Below are 20,764 nucleotides of genomic sequence, written 5' to 3' on the forward strand. Positions count from 1 at the left end.
GATGGCGGATATCGGTGGGTTGGTCAGGCGGGCTTGCGGCCGCCGAACACGTACCAGCCACCCTTGCCGTGGCGCGGCCGCCCCGGCTCGTCCCACGCGAACGCGGTGCCGCGATCGGGATAGGCATTGATGTCCGGCAGGATGTGCGCGAAGCTTGTTTCCGGGTCGAACCCAGCGCCAGCCATCAGCGCGATCGGATCCTGCCTGCGCCATGCGGTATAGCCGGGCTCGTTGTTGTTGCGCGTGTCCCAGTTCCAGAAGTAATTTTCCCAGGTGTCGACGAGGTCGTGCGCGGGAAGCTCCTGATGCACCATCAGTCCGCCGGGCCTGAGCAGGCGATAGCATTCAGCGATCACCTTCCTCGATGCCCAGACCGGGATTTCGTGGAAGAAGAAGCTCGACACGATCAGGTCGAAATGCGCGTCCGGGAAATCGGTCCCTTCGGCATTTTGCTGGCTGAAGTGGATCGGGACGTTCTCATGTTCGGCGACGGCATGGCCATAGCGCAGCAGCGGCGCCCCGACATCGATGCCGTGCGCCTCAAGTCCCGGGAAAGCCTGTACATAAGGCATCAGGTTCTTGCCCGACGTGGTGCCGAGATCGAGCAGCCGCCGGGGGGCGACGTCAGGGAATTCGGTCTTGATCCACCGGCTGATGACGCGCGCCACACCGCCCCAGGAGCGATGGCTCTGCTGCGCGGTGAACACGCGCGAACCGAGGCTCACCACGGCACCCTGCGCCACGTCGTCATCGGTCCATTCGCTGTGGAAACAGCCTGGCGTCAGGTGCACGTCGAGCGTGCTGACATAGGACGGTACCTCGAAGCCGGGTGTGAGGCGGAGCGAACCACCGGCGGGGCTGCGCTCCGCGGCATCGCGTGCGACGGCGATCAGTTCGGGGAGCGCGCGTTCCACCTCTGGCTGGACCGACTGGAAACACATCTCCTGCGCGTTGTAGCGTAGCGTGCTGTAGAAGCGGTAGCTCGGCTCGTTCTTCATCGCGCGATCAATGTCGTGCCAGTCGTTCGGCGCAGGGAGGCGCGGCGCCACTCGATTGTGATAGTCGCTTTCCAGGGCGCCGACGAAATCCTGGATCGCGTGGCGGCGAAGCGTGCTGCAGAAGCGCTGGCGGGCGATCTCGTCATGAGTCGGCTGTGTCACCGATTCGATGTCGGCAACCGCAGAATTCGAGACGTGCAGATCGGCCATCGGAGCCTCCTCGGCGTATCTTATCAACATATAGAACGATGTTCCGAATCGAGGCTAACACGCTCGTGGGATAGTGGCAATCAGGCGAATGCGATTCTCGCATGAGCCAGTAACGGCCCGTGCCCGACCGCGAGAAAACCGCTTGCGCCCGACCTATTACTATTAGAAGTAGTACAAATAAGCGATAGCTGGAGCGGGTATGGAAACGGGTGTGATCGTCGTCGGGGCAGGGCCGGTTGGGCTGACCGCAGCCTATCTGCTCAGCCATCACGGCATTCCCTGCACGTTGATCGCGGCGGAGCCAGTACTCGCCAATGACCTGCGCGCCTCGACCTTCCATCCGCCGACGCTCGACATGCTCGATACGCTTGGCCTGGCCGAACCGCTCGTTGCTCAGGGGTTACGCAGCCCGACCTGGCAAATCCGCCTGCATGAAACAGGCGAGCGTGCGGAATTCGATCTCTCGGTCCTTGCCGGGGATACGCGCCACCCATTCCGCCTGCAATGCGAACAGTCGCGACTCTGTGCGCTGCTGCTCGATCGGCTGCGGGCGGAGGGCAAGGTGCACCTGATGCTGGGACAGCGGGTCGAGGAGGTCGTGCAGCACGACCAGGGCGTCAAGGCAGTTGCCCGCCCGATCGACGGCGGCGATCCGGTGCTGGTGGAGGGGCGCTATGTGATCGGCGCCGACGGATCACGCAGCGTGGTGCGCCAGGCGGCGGGAATCGATTTTGTGGGCAAGACCTACCCCGAAACGACGATCCTCGCCACCACGCCATTCCCGTTTCAGGATCATCTGCCCGGCCTGTCCAACGTCAACTATGTCTGGAAGGCGGGCGGCACCTTCTCGTTGCTCCGGCTGCGCCATTTGTGGCGTTGCAGCCTCTATCCCGATCATGACGAGAGCATCGATGACGGGCTGCAGCCGGAAAGCATCGCCCGCAAGTTGCAGGAGATTGCGCCGAACGCGGCAGGGCATGAGGTGCTCGAGACGCGCGCTTATCGTGTCCATATGCGGATCGCGGACGACTATCGTGCCGGCCGCATCCTGCTCGCGGGCGATGCCGCGCACGTCAATTCACCCGCCGGCGGCATGGGCATGAACGGCGGTGTCCATGATGCGTTCGAATTGGCCGACACACTGCGGCAGGTATGGAACGGTGCTGCGTCCGACCTGCTAGACCGCTATACCCGCAGGCGTCGCCCGATCGCGGAGCAGGAGGTCCTTGCTCAGGCCGATCGCAATCGCGCGCGGATGCAGGAGCGCGACCATGACAAGCGCCGCGACATGCTCGCCGCGTTGCAAGCCACTGCGGCCGATCCGATCGCGGCACGCGAGCATCTGCTGCGCAGTTCGATGATCGCGGGGCTGCGCCGCGCGGCCGAGATCGCATGACGATCGCAGAGCCGGTAAGCGGCAGCTATGATTATGGCCGCGGGGGGCGCATCGCCATCGGCACGCCGCAGGCCAACCCGACGGTCGAAAGCGAGTTCGCCATCCTGCTGCCGCCAGCCGTCAGCCTGACGGTCACCCGGCTGACCAGCACCGCGCCTGCCGCCAGCGACCGGCTGCGTGAGTATCTGCTTGGCCTGGCCGATTCTCTCGCTACGTTCGATACATTCCGGCCTGATGCATTTGGCTTTGCCTGCACCGCGTCGTCCTATCTGGTTGATGCAGCACAGGCGCGCAGCGTGATCGCCGCCTGCGAGGACAGGCTCGGCTATGCGATCGTCACTGCGGCTGATGCGGTGGATCGCGCACTGCGCCACATCGGCGCGGGGCGTATCGCGTTGCTCTCACCCTATCCGGCCCCGCTCGCCGAGGCGGCGACGGAATATTGGCGCGGGCGCGGCTATGATCTCGCGGCGGTTGCTGCGGCTGGCGATCTCGCGCCTGATGCCGATACGCGCGGGATCTATGCGCTGGGTAGTGATGCCGCCGCTGCCGCACTAGCCCGGATCGATCTGGCGGGTGTGGACGCGGTGCTGCTCAGCGGCACCGGCATGCCATCGCTGCCACTGATCGCCGCTGCGCCGGTGGGCGTACCAATCCTCTCCTCCAACCTCTGTCTTGCCGCCGACCTGTGCGCGCGCATCGGTGGCGGAGACCTGCTCGATCCTACTTCTCCCGCCTCGCAGGCCTGGCATGCGCGCTGTGCGGCGGCGACTGACCCCGAAAGGACGAAGATATGAACATGATCACCGCGTTGATCGACGGCGAAATTGTCTCGACGGGCCAAGCGCCGATCCCGATCGTCGATCCGGCCACCGACCTGCCGATCGCGGAACTGCCCGAAGCGGACGACGCGACGGTCGACCGTGCCGTCGCCGCGGCCCGGCGGAGTTTCGATGAAGGCGTGTGGCGGACCATGCCGGTCGACAAGAGGCAGGCCGTGTTGCGGCGCTGCGCCGACCTGATCGACGCCGCCGCTGATAGTCTGGCGGATATCGAATGCGGCAATACCGGGCTGCCCCTGGCGCAGATCCGCGGCCGGTCGATTCCCCGTGCGGCGGACAATTTCCGCTTTTTCGCAGACTATATCGGTCAGAGCACGGGCGAACTGTACGAGCAGAATCCGGACTATCTGACGCTGGTGCGGCGCGAAGCGATCGGCGTCGCGGCGCTGATCAGCCCATGGAATTCGCCGCTCGCCCTTGGGTCGATGAAGATCGCCTCGACAATAGCCTTCGGTAATTCATGCGTGCTGAAGCCGTCCGAACAGGCACCGCTGGCGATCAGCCAGTTGGTCGCGTTCCTTGGAGAAGCGGGCCTGCCCGATGGCGTGGTCAACCTCGTCAACGGGCGCGGCGCGACGACCGGGGACCGGCTGATCCGCAACCCCGATGTCGATGTCGTCACCTTTACCGGTGGGACGCCGACCGGGCGGGTGATCATGCGCACGGCGGGCGAACTGCTCAAGCCGGCGACGGTCGAACTCGGCGGGAAATCGGCCAATATCGTGTTCGACGATGCCGATTTCGAACAGGCGGTGGATGGCGCGCTGCTCGGTATCTTCACCAATAACGGCCAGCAATGTCTCGCCGGTTCGCGCATCCTGGTCCAGCGCGGCATCGCCGATCGCTTCATCGAGGCATTCGTGGATCGCGCCCGGCGCATCCGGATCGGCGACCCGCGCGACCCGGCGACCGAAATCGGCCCGCTCGTCTCGGCACGGCACATGCAGCATGTGCTGAGCTTCGCGCCGCAGGCGGGGGAGGAGGGCGTGTCGCTGCTTACCGGCGGCCGCCGCGCGGCGGGGTTCGACAAGGGCTGCTATGTCGAGCCGACCCTGGTGCGCGCGGAATCCAACGATGCCCGCGTCTGTCAGGAGGAAATCTTCGGGCCGTTTGCCGCCCTGGTGGTTTTCGACACCGACGAGGAGGCGTACCGCATCGCCAATGCCAGCCGCTTCGGGCTGGTCTCCTATGTCTGGTCACAGAGCCTGGCGAGGATCATGGAAGCGCAGGAGCGTATCGCCGCCGGCATCGTGTGGTGCAACACACCGATGATGCGCGAACTGCGCGCTCCGTTTGGCGGGTGGAAGGAATCCGGTGTCGGCGCCGATGGCGGCCGAGCCTGCGAGAATTTCTACACCCGGCAAAAGACCGTCACCATCCCGCGCCGCCCGCTGACCTTGCGCAAGATCGGCGTATAGGGGCGGTCGCCCCGGATATCCGACCAAGACGGCTGTGCCACAGCGGGGACTTCGGTCCATATGGCGGGCGGAAGGCAAATTACCCGGCCATCTGCGGCGAGCGACGGGCCCGCCACAGATGGCCGAACGGTAAGATCGAGGGTGATGTCGGCCGGGTTTCCGTCATCGAGGCCGCGCGGATGCCGCGCCTAGATCGCCGGCATCGCGGCATCTACAATCTCGTCGCCGCGCGCGAACCAGGTACCAGGGCGTGCCGCGAGCGTTGCGAGCAGCGCCTCGAACGCGCCGATACGATAGGGGAGCCCCATGATGTAAGGGGTGACGTTCAGCGGCAGTATCCGCCCGCCGAATGACGCGCTCTCGCGTTCGAGCAGATCATAGGCGTCGATCATCTGCTCGGCATAGGAATCGACCGAATGCTGTTGCGCGACCAGGATCTGGCGGTCGGACAGTTCGTGGTTAAGCGGCAGGTTGACGATCTCGCCCGCCGCCGTGGCGAAACGGTAGGGCAGTTCGTCGTTCACCCAGTCGCACATATAGTCCAGCCCCGCCTCGACCAGCAGGCCGGACGTTGCGAAGCTCTGCGAGCGGGCGATCGAGTGCCAGCCGCGCGGGCGGATGCCGGATGCTTTTTCAAGCGAAGCGAGCGCGCGCAGGATCAGCGCGCGCTCCTCGTCCGGATCGATGCCACTGGCGATCGTGCCGTTCATGTCGGTGGAATGGGCGACGATCTCGTGGCCCGCCGCAACGATATCGGCGATGATCGAGGGATAGCGATCGGCGATAGCGCCGTTGACCGCAACCGACACCCGCGCACCGACCTTCGCGAAGGCGTCGAGCAGGCGGTAGAAGCCGACCCGAGTGCCATATTCGCGTGCTGTATAGTGGCGATAGTCGGGATAGGATGTCTGCATGTGCCCGGGCGCGCGAAACGGCTTGTCCTGCGGGACGATCGGAAACCATTCGAGATTGACCATCACCCACACCGCGACGCGCTTGCCGTTCGGCCAGGCGATCGGCGGGCGTTCGCTCATGTTCGACCACGGATAGAATTCATGGTCCATGCCGTGTCGGCGCTTGGGATAGTCGAGATAGGCGGAATCGAGCGCCATCAGCGGGCCTCCGTCTTGTAGCGTGCCGCATCCACGGCCGCGGCGTCATAGTCATGAGCCAGGAAATGATCGGCAATGTCGCCGCTGCGCGTGATCCACGCCCGGCCGTCGGCGGCGATATGGCGCAAGACCTCCTCGAACGGGCCGATGCGATGCGGCTGGCCGATCAGATAGGCATGCAGCGGAATGCACATCACCGTCCCGGACGCCGTCCCTTCCGCCGCGAGCCGGTCATACTGGCGGATCAGCGTTTCGGCATAGTCGCGCGGGCTCATATTATAGACCGAGAAGCCGTAATGGTCGTTGACCTCCAGGCTGTACGGCATCGACACCAGCCGCCCCGATGCGACATGCACCGGCCCAGGCTGGTCGTCATGATACAGGTCGCAGGTATAGGTCAGGCCATAGTCGGCGATCAGGTCCAGCGTGCGCGGCGTGTGGGTCAGCGCGGGGGCAAGCCAGCCCTTGATCGTCTGGCCGGTTGCCTCGCGGACAGTCCGGATCGCATCCTCAATCAGGGCGCGCTCCTGCGCTTCGTCCATGCCGTAGGAATAGCGGGTGTTGTACACGCCGTGGCTGAAGAACTCCCAGCCCAGTGCGTCGACCTGCGCGACGATCTCCGGATGGTGCTGGCACATCGCGACCGATAGCGAGACCGAGCCCTTGAAGCCGTGACGCTCCATGACATCGACGAGCCTCTGGTGGCCGACACGATTGCCATAATCGCGATGGCTATAGCCGACGACGTCGGGATGCGGTTTCGTCCAGCTCTTGCGGTGCGGATTGGCCGGTGGATCAAGTTCGTAGAATTCGATGTTCGGCGATACCCATACAGCGACCGACTTGCCGTCAGGCCAGGCTATCCTGGCGCGGTCGCGATAGGGGCGGAAATCGTACAGGCCGGGATCGGCTTCACCTTCCCGCATCAACGCGCCTCCAGCCAGTCGATCACCGTCTGCACGGGTTCGACATCGGCATATTTCAATTGCAGGTCGGTCAGGTTGGCGAAGTGATAGCTCTCATGCTTGTCGGCGCAGGTCTCGATCGGCACGATCGTGCGGTAGCCGCGCGACAGCGAATCCACCGCGGCGGCGCGCACGCAGCCCGACGTCGATCCGCCGGTGATGACCACCGTATCCACCTTGTGCCAGACCAGCAGGCTCTGGAGCGGCGTTTCGAAGAAGGGCGAGGGCATGCGTTTGGTGTAGATCGCATCCCTGGCATGATCGATCTCGCAGCGATCGTCGAAAGCGTGGCGGCGTGATTCATATTTGATGTTCTGCAAGGAATCCGGCGTGTTCGTCCGCGTGCCCCACACGCCGGCGTCGGACGCATCCTCGGCATAGGCGACGTGAGTCCAGATCACCGGCATGCCCTTCGCGCGGGCGAGCCTGGAGATCGTGTTGACATGTTCGATCTGCCGCGGGTCGGTTTCATAGGCGGTCTTGAACTCGTCGATCCGCGTGTAGGCGTTCTGGAAATCGACGTTCACGATCGCCAGCTTTTCGCCGAAGCCGAATTTGCTGCGCGCGGGGTTCGCCATGACTTCGTCGAACAATTGCCGCGCGGTCTTGCCGTCGCTGACCATCTTCGTGCCGACGATATTCATGATGCCTCCTTGATCCGACGCGCGCCGGCCGTGTTGAAACCCAGCGGCAGCCCCGCGTCGGGAATGAAACCATAAAGCGGCTCGCCGGGCATCGCGCGACACAGGATATCACGCACCGCGGTCAGCCGGTCGATATCGATTCCGGTGCGCAGGCCCATCGCCTCCAACATGAACACCAGATCCTCCGTCACGATATTGCCCGAGGCACCGGGCGCGAACGGGCATCCGCCAAGGCCTCCGAGCGAAGAATCGAGTGTCGTCAGCCCACAGTCGAGTGCGGCGAGCGCGTTGGCAAGGCCGAGCCCCCGCGTGTTATGCAGATGGATGCCGGTCAGCGCCTGCGGCCCTACGACGCCGTGCAGCAGGGCGATCAGCCGCCTCACCGCCGCCGGATCGGCATAGCCGGTCGTATCGGAAAGGCCGACCTCGTCGCATCCGGCGGCCATCAGCCCCTCCGCTAGACGGGCGATCTGCGCGTCGGGAATTGGTCCCTCCAGCGTGCAGCCGAACGCCGTCGATAGGCTGCCTTCGAAATGAGGGCGCCGCTCGGCCGGCAGGGTTGCGATCAGTCCCGCTATCTCCTTCGCCTCGGCCAGTACCTGGTCGTGGGTGCGACGCAGGTTGCGCAGCGAATGCGTCTCCGACACCGACAGGGGCAGGGTGATCTTGTGCGCGCCCGCCTCGATCGCTGCCATGGCGCCGCGCATGTTGGGCACAAGCACGGCGACGGTCAGGCCGGGGATGGTCCGCGCATGGGCGACGATCTCCGCAGTGTCGGCGAGCTGCGGCAGGATGCTTGCCGGTACGAAGCTGCCAACCTCGATCTCGCGCACGCCTGCCGCCGCTTCGGCATTGATCCACGCTTTTTTGGTTTCGGTCGGCATGATTTGCGATACGCTTTGCAACCCGTCGCGCGGGCCGACTTCGCTTACCAGGATGTCGATGCCGGAAATGGCGGCGTCGGGAATGTCGAGGCCTTGCATGGGGTTCACGATCGATCCGCCCTTTCGTTGCTGGTTGCGTTATTTGTCATAAGTCTATAGCAAATCAGCGGCGCCATTCAAGGCGCGTGACACCAATATCGAGAGATGGATGCAAACGAGCGCTTTCCCGCTGGCTGGTCTGAAAGTCATTGAGTTTACCCATATGGTGATGGGCCCGGCGGTCGGCGTGATCCTCGCCGATCTGGGGGCGGAGGTCGTCAAGGTCGAGCCGATCGGCGGCGACCAGACGCGCGACCTGCTCGGTTCGGGAGCGGGGTATTTCCCCATGTTCAACCGCAACAAGCGCAGCATTTGCCTCGATCTCAAAAGTGTCGATGGGCTGGAGGTCGCACGGCGCCTGCTTGCCGACGCCGATATCCTGATCGAGAATTTCCGCCCCGGCACGCTCGCCAAGCTTGGCCTGTCCTATGAGTCGCTCAAGCGGGACAATCCCCGGCTGATCTATTGTTCGGCCAAGGGCTTCCTTGCCGGCCCCTATGAACAGCGGACCGCGCTGGACGAGGTGACTCAGATGATGGGCGGCCTCGCCTATATGACCGGTCCTCCGGGACGGCCCCTGCGCGCCGGTTCCTCGGTGATCGACATCACTGGCGGCATGTTCGGCGTGATCGGCATCCTCGCGGCGCTTGAGCGTCGTCACACTACCGGGGAAGGTGGTGAAGTGCGCTGCTCGCTGTACGAGACGACCGCATTCCTGGTCGGCCAGCACATGGCGCAGTCGGCAGTAACGGGGCAGGCGGCGCGGCCGATGCCGGTGCGCATCTCGGCGTGGGCGATCTACGACGTGTTCGATACCGCGCTGGCTGACGAGCAATTGTTCGTGGGCGTGGTCAGCGATGCCCAATGGACGACATTCTGCAGCGCCTTCGGCCTCGAGGCGCTGGGCGGCGATCCGCGCTTCGCCAAGAACAATCAGCGGGTGCTCGCGCGCGACGAGATCCTCCCGCAGATTCGCGCGCTGTTCGGCGCGATGTCACGCGCCGACCTGATCGCCAGGCTCGAAACGATCGGGCTGCCGTTCGCGCCGATCACGCGGCCGGAGGATCTGTTCGACGACGCGCATCTCAATGCCGGGGGGCTGATCGACCTGACGCTGCCGGACGGCCGTACGACCAAGCTGCCCGGCCTGCCGGTCGAACTGGACGGTAAGCGGTTGAGCCTGCGTCGCGACATCCCCGGCATCGGTGCCGACAGCGATGCGGTGCTCGCCGACCTGGGCTATGCGGCATCAGCGATCGCCGAGCTCAGGGCGAGCGGGGGAGTCGCCTGATCGTGGGACGCACGCTGTTCGACAAATTATGGGACATGCACGCGGTCGCCGATCTTGGCGAAGGCACCAGCCTGTTGCTGGTCGACCGGATACTGTTGCACGAACGGACCGGCGGTGTCGCGCTGGAAAGCCTGGCGGATGCCGGCCGGGCGGTCGCCGATCCGAGTCAGGTCTTCGTGACGATGGACCATATCGTCGACACCCTGCCTGGTCGTGGCGACAGGACGATCATGCCGACCGGCACGCAGTTCATTACCGCGACGCGGAAAGGGGCGCTCGATGCCGGGCTGACCCTGTTCGACATCGGCGATCCGCGCCAGGGCATCGTTCACGTGATCTCGCCGGAACAGGGCATTGTGCTGCCGGGCCTGTCGCTGGTTTGTCCAGATAGCCACACATGCACGCAAGGGGCGCTCGGCGCGCTCGCTTGGGGCATTGGTTCGACCGAGGCGGAACACGCGCTTGCGACCGCGACGTTGCGCGTGCGCAAGCCGAAGACGATGCGCATCACCATCACAGGCCGACTCGGTACGGGCGTGACCGCCAAGGATCTCGCGTTGCACATCGTGTCGCATTTCGGCTCAGCCGGGGCGAGCGGCCATCACCTGGAATATGCCGGCGAGGCAGTGCGCGCGCTCGATGTCGAGGCGCGACTGACGTTGTGCAACATGGCGACCGAACTCGCCGCCTTCTCCGCGATCATCGCGCCGGACGAGACCGTGTTCGCCTTTCTGCGTGGCCGGACCTATGCGCCAGCCGGTGCCGCCTGGGACGACGCGGTGGCCTTCTGGCGGAAGCTGCAGTCGGACGATGATGCACTGTTCGACAGCGATCATGTCATCGATGCCGGTGCCGTGTCGCCGATGGTTTCGTGGGGAACCAGTCCGCAACAGGCCGTGGCGCTTGGCGATCCTGTGCCGGCGTTCGATGCGGCAGCCGCCGGCACGCGGGCAAGCCACGATCGCGCGCTCACCTATATGGGGCTTCAGCCCGGCGACCGACTGGAGACATTGCCGATCGACGCCGCGTTCATCGGATCCTGCACCAACGCGCGCCTCTCCGACCTGCGCCGCGCCGCGACGATCCTGCGTGGGCGCAGGGTGGCGGCCGGTGTGAAGGCGATTTGCGTGCCCGGCTCGACCGCGGTCAAGGCGGCGGCGGAGGCCGAAGGGCTGGACCGCATCTTCCTCGACGCCGGCTTCGAATGGCGTGAGGCTGGCTGCTCGATGTGTTTCTTCGCCGGCGGGGAGAGCTTCGGGTTCCGGCAGCGGGTTATCACCTCAACCAACCGCAATTTCGAAAGCCGGCAGGGCCCGGAGACTCGGTCGCATCTCGCCTCGCCGGAGACGGTCGCCGCCTCGGCGATCGCCGGGCATATCGCCGATCCGCGCATGGTGGCAGCATGAGCGCAGCACCGTTCCGCGCGTTGAACGCGGTCGCCCTGCCGCTGATGCGCGACAATATCGATACCGACGCGATCATCCCGTCGCGCGAAATGAAGTCAGTGTCGAAAACGGGCCTTGCCGAAGGTCTGTTTGCCGGCTGGCGCTATACCGAGATTGGCGGACGCGATCCCGATCCTGCCTTCGTGCTGAATCGTCCGGAATATGAAGCGGCACGGATCCTGGTCGGCGGGACCAATTTCGGCTGCGGATCGAGCCGGGAGCACGCCGCCTGGGCGCTGGCCGAATATGGTTTCCGCGTGGTGATCGCGCCCGGCTTCAATCCCATCTTTCGCGGCAATTGCGTGCGCAACGGCATCGTGCCGGTCGAATTGGCTGAAGAGGCAGTGCGCGAGATCGCCGCGCTAGTGGAAGCGAGCGATGGCCGGGAAACCGTCACGGTCGATCTGGAGACTGTCCGCGTCGCGGTGGCGGATCGTACATGGTCGTTTCAGATCGAGGACGAGGCGCGACGCATGCTGCTGCTCGGCATCGACGCGATCGACCTGACGCTGGAGCGCGGGACGGAGATCGATGCGTTCCGCACCCGCGACCGGGGTCTGAGGCCCTGGGCCTATCTTCGGGCGCAGTGAACATATCCCTTCCAAGGCTCGGCGCCGTCCAGTGATCAACGGTCCAGCGGCCCACCCAGGCGATCCATGAAGAATCGCATGATGCGCTCTACCCCATAGGGTTCGGCGCCCACATGATGCGGAGAGTCCGGAACGACGAGCAGATCGAACTGCTTGTTCGCGCGGACCAGGGCGTCGATCAGCTTGAAGCCCGAACGCATGGGCACGATTTCATCGATCCCGCCATAAATGAGGAGAAGATTGCCCTTCATCTGACCGGCCAGGCGAACATTGCTGATGAGGTCGAAATAGTCCCGCGCCTGTTTCGATTGCGACGGAACGCCGAAGAAGCGTTCGTTGCTGGTATCGCCCGGGAAATCGATCCACTCCCCCGGGCCGACGCTCGACACGCAGGCCTTGTAGAGATCCGGGTGGAGCAGCATCGCGCGCAGCGATCCGTATCCGCCAAAGGATTGGCCGGTGATGCCGACCCGCTCAAGGTCGAGATAGGGCCGCGTCTTGCCCAGATTGCGAAGCGCGGCCGCGTGATCGGCCGATCCAAAGGGGTCGTCGGTTCCGCGGAACGTGTCGCGGAACTCGCGCGACCTATAGGCGGTGCCCCGGCCGTCGAGATAAACCACGATGAAGCCGAGTTCGGCCGTCGCCTGGGGCTGCATGTAGTCGAGATAGCCGCGGAATGTAGAGGGCGCGAATTTGCCCTGTGGCCCCGGATAGGTCTGCTCGATGACCGGGTATTTCTTGTTCGGATCGAAATCCTTAGGCTTGTAGATGACGCCGTAAAGATCGGTCGTGCCGTCCGCTGCCTTGGTGACGAACTGTTCCGGCGGTTTCCAGCCGGTAGCGCGCAAGGCGCTGTCGTCGGCTTCGCCCAGCTTGGCCACCATTTTCCCCGACGCCGCGCGGATGACGAACGTGGCCGGTGCCGTCGCGGTGGAGAAGCTGTCGACGAAATATCGTCCGCTCGGTGAAAATTCCGATCCGGACTGCGGACCTTCCCAGAAATCATGATCCGCATCGAATTCATGATCGGCATCTTCGGGCGTCAGAAGCTGAGGCGTGCCGCCATCAAGACCGACCCGGTAGAGGTGACGATAGTAGAGATTGCGGCCCTGCTCGCGACCGGTTGCGGTGAAATAGACCTGCCGATGCGCTTCGTCGATATGAACCAGGTCGGCGACGACCCAGGGGCCCTTGGTCAGCTGGCGCTTCACGGCACCGGTTGCGACATCGTAGAGGTAGAGATGTCCCCAGCCGTCGCGCTCCGAATACCAGATCGCTTCTCGCCCATTCTTCAGGACATGAACGTTCGGTCGAGCATAGTCATAGGGGTTGAGGCGAAGACTGAAGCGCCCCTCCTCCGTCACGACGTCGCGAACCAGGCCGGTCTTCGTGGCGATCTGGGTCAGCCGATAGCGTGTGCCGCCCCGGTTGGCGGAGATGATGAAAGCGTCCCCGGCTGTATCCCACCGGATGAACCCGCCCAGGGTGAAATAGGGTAGCGCCCAATCGTTCATCGATTGAGGGTCGATCTTCGCAGGTGTCGCGGTGCCCGCGGGGACATCGATGATCGTCATCGCGCTGTCGGCGCGCTGCGGATCGTTCGCAACCGCGGCGTGCCGGATATGCATCACCGGGTCTGCCCGGTCGGGGGGAAGATATTCAGTCAGGACCAGGCGTGCGGGTATGGCGCGCAGATCCTGCCGGAGCGCCAGGATGTAATGGCCATCCGGGGACCAGTGCACCCCGAGCAACGGCGCCGGCGTGCCGGCGCGGCGGGTCGCGACCTTGGCTTCGTCGATATAGGCGTCGGTATCGCCATAGGCGAAGTCCTTGATGCCGTCGTGCGTCAGTTGCCGTTCCTGTCCGGAGGCGAGCGTGCGTAGCCAGAGGTCATGGTCACGCAGGAAGACGGCGCTTTTGCCGTCGGGCGACAGGACGAGGTCGCCAGCCTGTTCCGCGTCAGTTCTGCGCGCGCAGATGATCTTTTCGAGATCACAGCGAAACTGTGCGTCCTCTATCCCCACCGCCAGATGTCCCGGATCGCTCGAAAATTCCAAAGAGGTGAGCGAAAGATTGCTCGCTTCGAGCGTTTCGCCGGTCGCCTTGCCGAGCGCTGTCGCCAAGGCCTGATGATCGAAGGCCGGTCGCCGCTTGCCGGTCGATGCATCGACCAGCAGATACTCACTACCCTGCGCGAGTTCGTGTCGGAACCAGAAGCTGTCGCCAGTGCCGGTCCAGTTCACCTTGATCGTGTGGTTGCGTATCTTCTTGCGCAGCTTGCCGCTCGTGAAGGGGAGGGCCTTGCTGAGGCGTGCCGCATTGTCCGGGGCAGCGCTGGCCAAGGCGCTGGTCGAACCGCTTATCAGGCCGAACACACATCCCACGGCCAGAAACGACCGGAACTGAAAAACTTGATGTCCCATCACGCGAATAACCCCGTTGTTCCGGTTGAAGGCAGGTCCAGAAAAGCCGCTCGATGCGGCGAAGCGCGGCAACCTCAAAATTTCGCGCGCACGTCGATCCCCATCGTGCGGGGGCGCCCCGCGGCGATCCGAGGCCGATTGGGATCCTCGATGGCGAGCGGCGGAACGTCGGCGAGGTTGGCGATCTTGTCGAAGACGTTCTTGATGAAGAACGTGACGTTGAAACGCTCGAAATCAGTGCCGAAGCGCAGGTTGGCGAGATCGTAGGCGGGCCGGATTCGGCCGGTCAGCAGATTGCTGCGGCTGAGGCTGCTGCCGACATGGGAGATGTCGCCATGAAATGTCAGCGGCAGATTGGCCATCGCGAACTTATAGTCAGCCGAGGCGGTCAGATTCCAGCGGGGAACCTGCTGGATACGTGCGCCGGGCGTGAGGATGGCAAGCGCACCGGGGTCGGTAATTCTGGCGTTGGTGTATCCCACGCCGGCACCGAGAACGAGGCCCGTCGCAGGACTAGCCTGAGCCTCGAGTTCAAATCCTTCGCTGCGGGCGTGGCCGCCATTCTGGTCAATCGAGAAGCCGCAGGCGAGGGCAATGCTTTGCTGGATGTTCGACCATTCGACGCGGAACGCCGTCGCGTTGACGATCAGGCGCCCGTTGAGAAGAGAGGATTTGACACCTGCCTCATAGCTCCAGACGGAATCGGATCGATAGGACCGCGCGGCCTCGGCACTTATCCCCAAAGCCTGCCGATCAGCCGCGCAGGCGCTCTCGGAATATCCGTTCGCGCCGCCGACGCGAAAGCCCTTCGCCGCGTTGGCAAACAAATTGATGTCAGAGCTTAGCGCATATTTGATCCCGAACTTCGGATTGAAACCGTTTTCCCGCTGAACTTCATTGAATGTTCCCGCGCCGGACCCGACCGCGAGTCCTCCCTGGCTCACCGCGAGAGTGACCGTGTTCTGGAAATAGCGCAGTCCGGCGATCAGTTGGAGTTTGTTGGTGACATCGAGATTGGCTTCGCCATAGACAGCCTTTTCGACGGTCCTGTTTTCCGATTTGTAGTTGTACAGGTCCCCGATGCCATCGATGATATTTGGTGGGATCTGCACCAGGTTGTTGGATTTCTGGTAGAAGGCACCAAGAGTGACCTGCAAGGGGCCTTTGAATTCTGACGTGAAGCGGAATTCCTGTACGAAGGTTCGCGCACGGCTCGATCCGCGGAAGAGCGAAGGCGTGGTGAATCCCAGCAGCGCGGAAATGGCTTCCGACGCATTTTCCGAATCCGACGTGTCACGGTTGAACTGAGACGTCACGGAGACGAATTCCCCGAAATCGGCACCGTAGCGGCCGGTCAGGCTGAACAAATTCCAGTCGTCGGACCCGCCTTCGTCAAGATCGAACAGCCGCTGCTGCACAAAATTGTCGGCAACGACATCGGCATATGGCTGAGCATTGGTGCGAGAGCGCTGCACAACCACTCTCGGCGTTATGCTGACCGCGTTGTCCAGAAGTTGCAGCCGGGCAGCGATCGCGGCGCCGTAGCGCCGGGTCGACCCGACATTGTCCCGGGGGCGATATTGAGTTGGAGCATCAGCGGACGGAATGCGGGTGAAGACGCCCGATTGATAATCCCAGAATGCGAAAGCTCTTATGCCGAGCGTATCGGTCACCACCGGGATATTCACCGATCCGTCGACGGTGCCGTTTGCGGCGCCTCGACGAGTGGATGAAACAATGGCGTGTCCGCTACCGCTGAATTCATCCAGATCCGGCTGTCGCGTGATGAGCCGCACCGTGCCGCCCATCGAACGTGCTCCGTAGAGTGTTCCCTGCGGGCCGCGCAGCACCTCGATTCGCTCAAGGTCGACAACCTGAGGATCGACGCTGCCGGGAAGGGGGGTCTCGTCCAGGTAGACGCCCGTTGTGTTGGTCCCGTAGATCCCGCGCAGCGAGATCGCCTGGCCAAGCCCGCCGATGCTCGATCCGCCCTGCGCAAAGGACAGGTTGGGCACCCGCGTCGCATAATCCTGGAAGGAACGAAAACCTTCCTTCTGGATCTGATCGGCACCGAGCACGGTAATGCTGAGCGGCACCTTCTGAACGCTCTGGGCCCGCCTCTGGGCGGTGACGACGATATCGTCGATACCCGAATCCTGCGTCTGCGCCGCGCCAGGCTCTTCCGCCTGTTGAGCATTGGCGGCGGTCGCTGCCATCTGGGTCATCACCAAGACAGACGGTGCCAGCAAGCCCATCCTTATCGCTGCACGCATGATTCGACCCCGAGACAAAAAGTGAGAAGTTTCTCAACTTTTACTCAAATTCGCATCTTGTCAACCATCCCCATTTTCTGCCGGTGTTCAGCCGGTTCATCCCGGCAAGATGGCATTCGCAAATGCCTTCACGGCGCGCGGCAGATTGCGAGGCAAGGATTCATCGGGGTAGAGCACGCGCAACCACAAGACGCTCGTTGCGTCGGCAACCATGTCGTCATCGCCGTGAAGATTCTGTAATAGCGTGAGAAAATCTCTGTCCGGATAGATGATCAGCTTGCGGAGCAGTTCATCCATCATTGCGCCAAGCAGGTACACGGCGAAGAGAGTCGGGGCCTGGTCGATGACGCCGCGACGCCGTGCGACACTGCGCGCCACATGGCCAAACCAGTTGCGATTGGCCCGCTGCACGACCGCTGCGAAATCCGCATTCTCGTCGCCGAGTTGCAGAACGCATCGCATGAGGCCTGGATTGGCGCGTGCAACGGAAATCCATCTGCGGTTTGCCCGCCGAATGGCCTTGAAGGGGTGCTCGGTGGTGTCCGCCGACTCCGAGGGCAGCAGCACGAACTCGTCGAGAAGGGTTGTCAGGACAGTGATCGTGGAATCGGTCTTGTCCTTGAAATATATATAGAAAGAACCTTCGGCAACGCCTGCGCGTGTCGCAATGTCACCTGCCTTTGTCGCGAGATAGCCTTTCTCCTCAAGCACCTCCGCGGCAGCGATCTTCAATCGCTCACGGGTGCGCGGGCCTTTCTGCTGAGGCGGATTCCGGGCCAGCCGCTCTTTCAGAAAGGTGATGAAGCAAGGATTTTCGGAAATCATTGGGCTGGCCGGGGCGGGAGAGTCTTGACTCGATTAAAAACTGAGATAGTTCTCATATTAATTCTCCCAAAAACGGAAATTATAATGAGCGACGCAGCGCATACAAATGGCCTCCTTTCGGTCGAGCCGGGTGCCCTGATCGGGGTATCGGACTGGATGACGATAACTCAACCCATGATCGATCGCTTCGCCGAGGCTACGCTCGATGACGATCCGATGCACATCGACCCGGAATGGGGGCGCGCCGAAACACCTTTTGGTGGTACGATCGCGTTCGGATTTCTTACCATGTCCTTGCTGACCCACATGCTCCATACCGTGCAACCCCGCGACCGGCGCTCGCAGGTCGCGACCGCTGGCTATTATCTCAACTACGGCTTCAATCGCTTGCGGCTGATCTCTCCCGTCGCAACGGGGAGCAATGTGCGGGGGCGGTTCGAACTAATGGATCGCCGCAAGGATGAACGCGGCCGCGCGCGCCTGACGATCGGCGCGACCGTGGAAATCGAGAACGCGGAAAAGCCGGCACTGGTGGCGGAATGGCTTTCCGTCTGGGTTCCTCCCGCAGGGCATCAGGGGGCATGAGTGGCATGCCGGATGACGAACGCCATGCCGAGCGGATCAGTGATTTCGTCTTCTTTCACGCACAGGCGCAGCCGGACGCGATCGCGCTCGTGCTTGGCGACCGCCGCTGGACTTATGCCGCTCTCGCTTCAGCCATAGACTCACTGGCGAGCGCCATGGCGGCGGCGGGCATTGCGCGGGGCGATCGTGTCGCGACATTGCAGACGCCGCATCCCGACTATCTGGTCGCGCTTCTTGCCACCGCGTCGATCGGCGGCATCTGGGTCGGATTGAATCCCCGATACCAGCTCGCCGAGTTACGCCATGTTCTGGAAGATGCTGAACCGAAACTGTTCCTTGCCCGCAGCGAAGTGGCCGGTCGCAGCTACGAGAGGGAATTGGTCGGCCTTTGTGCCGATTTGCCGGCAATCCGGAAGCTCGTCATCTTCGACGGGGACCCCGAGGTGCCCGGCGCAGCGATGATGGCCGACTTCCTGCGCGACGGCCACTCGCTCCCCCGAGAGCAACTTCGCGAGGCGCGATCCGGGGTCGGGGGACGGATGCCGTGCCTGATCGTCTATACCTCGGGATCGACCGGGCAGCCGAAAGGCGCCGTCCTGCATCATGCGGGGATCAACGAGTTCTGCGAGACTCAAAACCGGCTCTGGCCGCTCGATCCGCACAGGGTCGTCAGCTATTTCCCCATCAACCATATCGGCGGCGTGGTAGACACGGTGCTGCCCTGCATCGCGGCGGGCGGCACTGTCGTCTTCATGGAGCAGTTCGATCCGGCCGGCTGCCTGGCACTGATGGAGCGTGAGGCAGTCACCTTCTGGATTTCCGTTCCAAGCGGGTTCCGGATGCAGCTCGATCTGCCGGGTTTCGCCGATTATGATCTGTCGGCGGTTCAGCTCGTCGTCTGGGAAGGGGCGGAGATGCCCGCCGACATGATCGCGCGATTGCTGCAGATCTGCCCGAGGTTGGCGACCAACTATGGCATGACCGAGACGACGAGTGCGATCACCGTCGTCGAGCCGACCGACGATATCGACATCCTGTCCCGCTCGGTTGGGTCGGCATTCCCGAACGTGGAGATCAGGCTGGCCGATGTCGACGGCGTCGCCGTCGCCGATGGCGCCGAAGGCGAAGTGCAGACGCGATCCGGCCTCAACCTGCTCGGCTATTGGCGTCGGCCGGACGCGAGCGAGGCATGCTTCACGCCTGACGGTTTTTTCCGCACGGGCGATCTCGCCGTGCAGCACCCGGACGGCAGCTACCGTCTCGTGGGCCGGCTGAAGGAAATGTACAAATCGGGCGGCTACAATGTCTATCCGAGAGAAGTGGAAACCGTCCTGGAGCGGCATCCCGCGGTGGCTCTGGCCGCCGTTGTCGCCAGACCTGACCCGGTCTGGCAGGAGGTCGGGGTCGCCTATGTTCACCCGTCGGGCGACGTGGATGCTGAAACCCTGGAAGCGCATTGTCGGGAGCATCTCGCCAACTACAAGATTCCCAAGGTCTTCGTGATCGAACCGGATCTGCCGATGCTACCTATCGGCAAGATCGACAAGCAGGAGCTCGCACGGCGGGCTCGAGAACTCGCTTCGTAAAGATGGATTCACGCAATGCTGTCGTCCGATTCAGCATGCGCCATTTCGCTGAACCCTATCGTCAATTGCTGCTGGAAAGAGAGAAATCATGGATTTGAATGAAGCGGTTCAGCGCTCCTTTTCGACCAGCTATTCCGAGGCTCGGGAGCGCTTCCTTGCTGCCGCACGGGAGGCTGGTGCTGCGATGGCCCATTTCCCATGCCCGGCCCATGGCCCTGCCGGGGAAGCCCTGGCGATGGATGTCGCCTATATCGAAGGCGCACGTCCCGACATCATCGTCATTTCGTCGGGGGTACATGGCGTCGAAGGGTATGCCGGCTCAGCGGTGCAGATCGATACGCTGCTGCGCGGCTGGTCAGCCGACGGGCCTGGCCTGCTCTTGATACATTTCGTCAATCCCTATGGCATGGCCTGGACCTGCAGTGACAATGAGGATGGCGTCGACCTCAACCGCAACTTCCTCGATTTCAATCAGTCGCCAGGATACAATCATCTATATGATGAGGTCGAAGGCTTTGTTTGCTGCCCCGACCTGAAGGGAGAGGGTCGGGTCGCCGCGGATGCGGCGATGAATGCCTATATCGAAGAAAGAGGCTTCGATAATTTCATCAGAGCGATCGCCGATGGGCAGCATCACCGACCCGGTGGCTATCTTTACGGCGGGCACGCTCCCGTCTGGTCCAATCTTACATTGCGCAACATCCTTCGGGAATACACCCGGGGTGCGCGACGGGTTGCCGTCATCGACGTGCACACCGGCCTTGGCGATCGCGGGGCGGCGTTGATGCTTTGCATCAATGCACCCGATCTCGCCGCTGATCGCGCGTCCACCTGGTGGGACAATCTGGTTCTCGTGCCCAGCGCTGATTTTCCCTTTGCGCCGGTCGGAACCTTTGTCGGCTCCATCTGGGGTTTTGGGCTGGAGTCGGAACTGACGGTCGCCGCGCTCGAGGTCGGCACTGAGCCGGTTGAACGTGCCTTTGGCGCCCTGCGCAATCGCAAATGGCTCGAAAAATACGGCGTTTTCGACAGCCCGGAGGCACCGCCGATCCTGGGGGAAATGCACGCCTGCCTTGCGCCCGGCGATGTCGAGTGGCGCAGCGCGACCCTCAGCGCGGGACGCAAGGCGTTGGACGCAGCTGTGGCCGGTATTGCCCGCGGCGATTGAAAGGCAACCA

At 63.3% G+C, this 20,764-nt stretch carries 17 protein-coding genes; 9 read left to right on the forward strand and 8 right to left on the reverse strand.

Annotated elements, in window-relative coordinates:
• Positions 1-23: 23 nt before the first annotated feature.
• Positions 24-1,208, reverse strand: a complete 1,185-nt coding sequence (locus tag P0Y59_05705; protein WEK01184.1) for a class I SAM-dependent methyltransferase — start codon at positions 1,206-1,208, stop codon at positions 24-26.
• Positions 1,209-1,407: 199 nt separating this feature from the next.
• On the opposite strand from P0Y59_05705, the gene P0Y59_05710 reads away from it, so the two are divergent.
• The 3 genes from P0Y59_05710 to P0Y59_05720 are packed head-to-tail and all read left to right on the forward strand — an operon-like array spanning position 1,408 to position 4,864.
• The gene (locus tag P0Y59_05710; GenBank protein WEK01185.1) at positions 1,408-2,604 is read left to right on the forward strand and encodes an FAD-dependent monooxygenase; all 1,197 of its coding nucleotides are present in this window, start codon (positions 1,408-1,410) and stop codon (positions 2,602-2,604) included.
• A complete protein-coding gene (locus P0Y59_05715; GenBank protein WEK01186.1) occupies positions 2,601-3,401 on the forward strand; it encodes a hypothetical protein in 801 nt (266 codons plus the stop codon). Before P0Y59_05710 ends, P0Y59_05715 begins: the two co-directional genes overlap by 4 nt.
• Positions 3,398-4,864, forward strand: coding sequence for an aldehyde dehydrogenase (locus P0Y59_05720; GenBank protein ID WEK01187.1), 1,467 nt, complete (start codon positions 3,398-3,400; stop codon positions 4,862-4,864). The genes P0Y59_05715 and P0Y59_05720 overlap by 4 nt, the downstream gene beginning before the upstream one ends.
• Before the next feature lie 188 nt (positions 4,865-5,052).
• Here the strand turns inward: P0Y59_05720 and P0Y59_05725 are convergent, their stop codons facing one another.
• From P0Y59_05725 to P0Y59_05740, 4 genes are read right to left on the reverse strand one after another with little or no spacing between them, the layout of a single operon-like run.
• Positions 5,053-5,976: a polysaccharide deacetylase family protein gene (locus P0Y59_05725; GenBank protein ID WEK01188.1), complete on the reverse strand. Its 924-nt coding sequence runs from the start codon at positions 5,974-5,976 to the stop codon at positions 5,053-5,055.
• On the reverse strand, positions 5,976-6,902 hold the full coding sequence (locus P0Y59_05730) for a polysaccharide deacetylase family protein (protein ID WEK01189.1): 927 nt from the start codon (positions 6,900-6,902) through the stop codon (positions 5,976-5,978). The genes P0Y59_05725 and P0Y59_05730 overlap by 1 nt, the downstream gene beginning before the upstream one ends.
• Positions 6,902-7,585, reverse strand: coding sequence for an isochorismatase family protein (locus P0Y59_05735; GenBank protein WEK01190.1), 684 nt, complete (start codon positions 7,583-7,585; stop codon positions 6,902-6,904). Before P0Y59_05735 ends, P0Y59_05730 begins: the two co-directional genes overlap by 1 nt.
• Positions 7,582-8,568, reverse strand: a complete 987-nt coding sequence (locus P0Y59_05740) for a hydroxymethylglutaryl-CoA lyase (GenBank protein ID WEK01191.1) — start codon at positions 8,566-8,568, stop codon at positions 7,582-7,584. Before P0Y59_05740 ends, P0Y59_05735 begins: the two co-directional genes overlap by 4 nt.
• A gap of 109 nt (positions 8,569-8,677) precedes the next feature.
• On the opposite strand from P0Y59_05740, the gene P0Y59_05745 reads away from it, so the two are divergent.
• From P0Y59_05745 to leuD, 3 genes are read left to right on the forward strand one after another with little or no spacing between them, the layout of a single operon-like run.
• Positions 8,678-9,859: a CaiB/BaiF CoA-transferase family protein gene (locus P0Y59_05745; protein ID WEK01192.1), complete on the forward strand. Its 1,182-nt coding sequence runs from the start codon at positions 8,678-8,680 to the stop codon at positions 9,857-9,859.
• A 2-nt stretch (positions 9,860-9,861) separates the two neighbouring features.
• Positions 9,862-11,265, forward strand: a complete 1,404-nt coding sequence (locus P0Y59_05750; GenBank protein WEK01193.1) for a 3-isopropylmalate dehydratase large subunit — start codon at positions 9,862-9,864, stop codon at positions 11,263-11,265.
• Entirely contained in the window at positions 11,262-11,894 is a 633-nt protein-coding gene (leuD, locus tag P0Y59_05755; protein WEK01194.1) for a 3-isopropylmalate dehydratase small subunit, read from the forward strand. Before P0Y59_05750 ends, leuD begins: the two co-directional genes overlap by 4 nt.
• A gap of 35 nt (positions 11,895-11,929) precedes the next feature.
• Here the strand turns inward: leuD and P0Y59_05760 are convergent, their stop codons facing one another.
• The 3 genes from P0Y59_05760 to P0Y59_05770 form a co-directional block, all read right to left on the reverse strand.
• Positions 11,930-14,269, reverse strand: coding sequence for a DPP IV N-terminal domain-containing protein (locus P0Y59_05760; GenBank protein WEK01195.1), 2,340 nt, complete (start codon positions 14,267-14,269; stop codon positions 11,930-11,932).
• Between the two features lie 122 nt (positions 14,270-14,391).
• Positions 14,392-16,125 (reverse strand): TonB-dependent receptor, encoded by a 1,734-nt coding sequence (locus P0Y59_05765; protein ID WEK01196.1) that lies wholly within the window; start codon positions 16,123-16,125, stop codon positions 14,392-14,394.
• 561 nt (positions 16,126-16,686) lie between these two features.
• Entirely contained in the window at positions 16,687-17,415 is a 729-nt protein-coding gene (locus tag P0Y59_05770; protein WEK01197.1) for a TetR/AcrR family transcriptional regulator, read from the reverse strand.
• 84 nt (positions 17,416-17,499) lie between these two features.
• Between P0Y59_05770 and P0Y59_05775 the strand changes: the two genes are divergently transcribed.
• The 3 genes from P0Y59_05775 to P0Y59_05785 all read left to right on the forward strand — a co-directional run bounded on the left by P0Y59_05775 (position 17,500) and on the right by P0Y59_05785 (position 20,754).
• Complete coding sequence (locus tag P0Y59_05775; protein ID WEK01198.1) at positions 17,500-18,000, forward strand: MaoC family dehydratase; 501 nt, start codon at positions 17,500-17,502, stop codon at positions 17,998-18,000.
• 5 nt (positions 18,001-18,005) lie between these two features.
• Positions 18,006-19,586 carry a class I adenylate-forming enzyme family protein gene (locus P0Y59_05780; protein ID WEK01199.1) on the forward strand — a complete coding sequence of 527 codons (1,581 nt, stop codon included), beginning with the start codon at positions 18,006-18,008 and terminating at the stop codon, positions 19,584-19,586.
• A gap of 88 nt (positions 19,587-19,674) precedes the next feature.
• Entirely contained in the window at positions 19,675-20,754 is a 1,080-nt protein-coding gene (locus P0Y59_05785) for a DUF2817 domain-containing protein (GenBank protein ID WEK01200.1), read from the forward strand.
• The last annotated feature ends 10 nt before the right edge of the window (positions 20,755-20,764 follow it).

This window comes from Candidatus Sphingomonas phytovorans (assembly GCA_029202385.1).
Lineage (GTDB): Bacteria > Pseudomonadota > Alphaproteobacteria > Sphingomonadales > Sphingomonadaceae > Sphingomonas > Sphingomonas phytovorans.

Coding starts and splice junctions, on each gene's coding strand:
- P0Y59_05705 (WEK01184.1), bottom strand. CDS start 1,208: ATGGCCGATCTGCACGTCTCGAATTCTGCGGTTGCCGACATCGAATCG.
- P0Y59_05710 (WEK01185.1), top strand. CDS start 1,408: ATGGAAACGGGTGTGATCGTCGTCGGGGCAGGGCCGGTTGGGCTGACC.
- P0Y59_05715 (WEK01186.1), top strand. CDS start 2,601: ATGACGATCGCAGAGCCGGTAAGCGGCAGCTATGATTATGGCCGCGGG.
- P0Y59_05720 (WEK01187.1), top strand. CDS start 3,398: ATGAACATGATCACCGCGTTGATCGACGGCGAAATTGTCTCGACGGGC.
- P0Y59_05725 (WEK01188.1), bottom strand. CDS start 5,976: ATGGCGCTCGATTCCGCCTATCTCGACTATCCCAAGCGCCGACACGGC.
- P0Y59_05730 (WEK01189.1), bottom strand. CDS start 6,902: ATGCGGGAAGGTGAAGCCGATCCCGGCCTGTACGATTTCCGCCCCTAT.
- P0Y59_05735 (WEK01190.1), bottom strand. CDS start 7,585: ATGAATATCGTCGGCACGAAGATGGTCAGCGACGGCAAGACCGCGCGG.
- P0Y59_05740 (WEK01191.1), bottom strand. CDS start 8,568: ATGCAAGGCCTCGACATTCCCGACGCCGCCATTTCCGGCATCGACATC.
- P0Y59_05745 (WEK01192.1), top strand. CDS start 8,678: ATGCAAACGAGCGCTTTCCCGCTGGCTGGTCTGAAAGTCATTGAGTTT.
- leuD (WEK01194.1), top strand. CDS start 11,262: ATGAGCGCAGCACCGTTCCGCGCGTTGAACGCGGTCGCCCTGCCGCTG.
- P0Y59_05765 (WEK01196.1), bottom strand. CDS start 16,125: ATGGGCGGCACGGTGCGGCTCATCACGCGACAGCCGGATCTGGATGAA.
- P0Y59_05770 (WEK01197.1), bottom strand. CDS start 17,415: ATGATTTCCGAAAATCCTTGCTTCATCACCTTTCTGAAAGAGCGGCTG.
- P0Y59_05775 (WEK01198.1), top strand. CDS start 17,500: ATGAGCGACGCAGCGCATACAAATGGCCTCCTTTCGGTCGAGCCGGGT.
- P0Y59_05780 (WEK01199.1), top strand. CDS start 18,006: ATGCCGGATGACGAACGCCATGCCGAGCGGATCAGTGATTTCGTCTTC.
- P0Y59_05785 (WEK01200.1), top strand. CDS start 19,675: ATGGATTTGAATGAAGCGGTTCAGCGCTCCTTTTCGACCAGCTATTCC.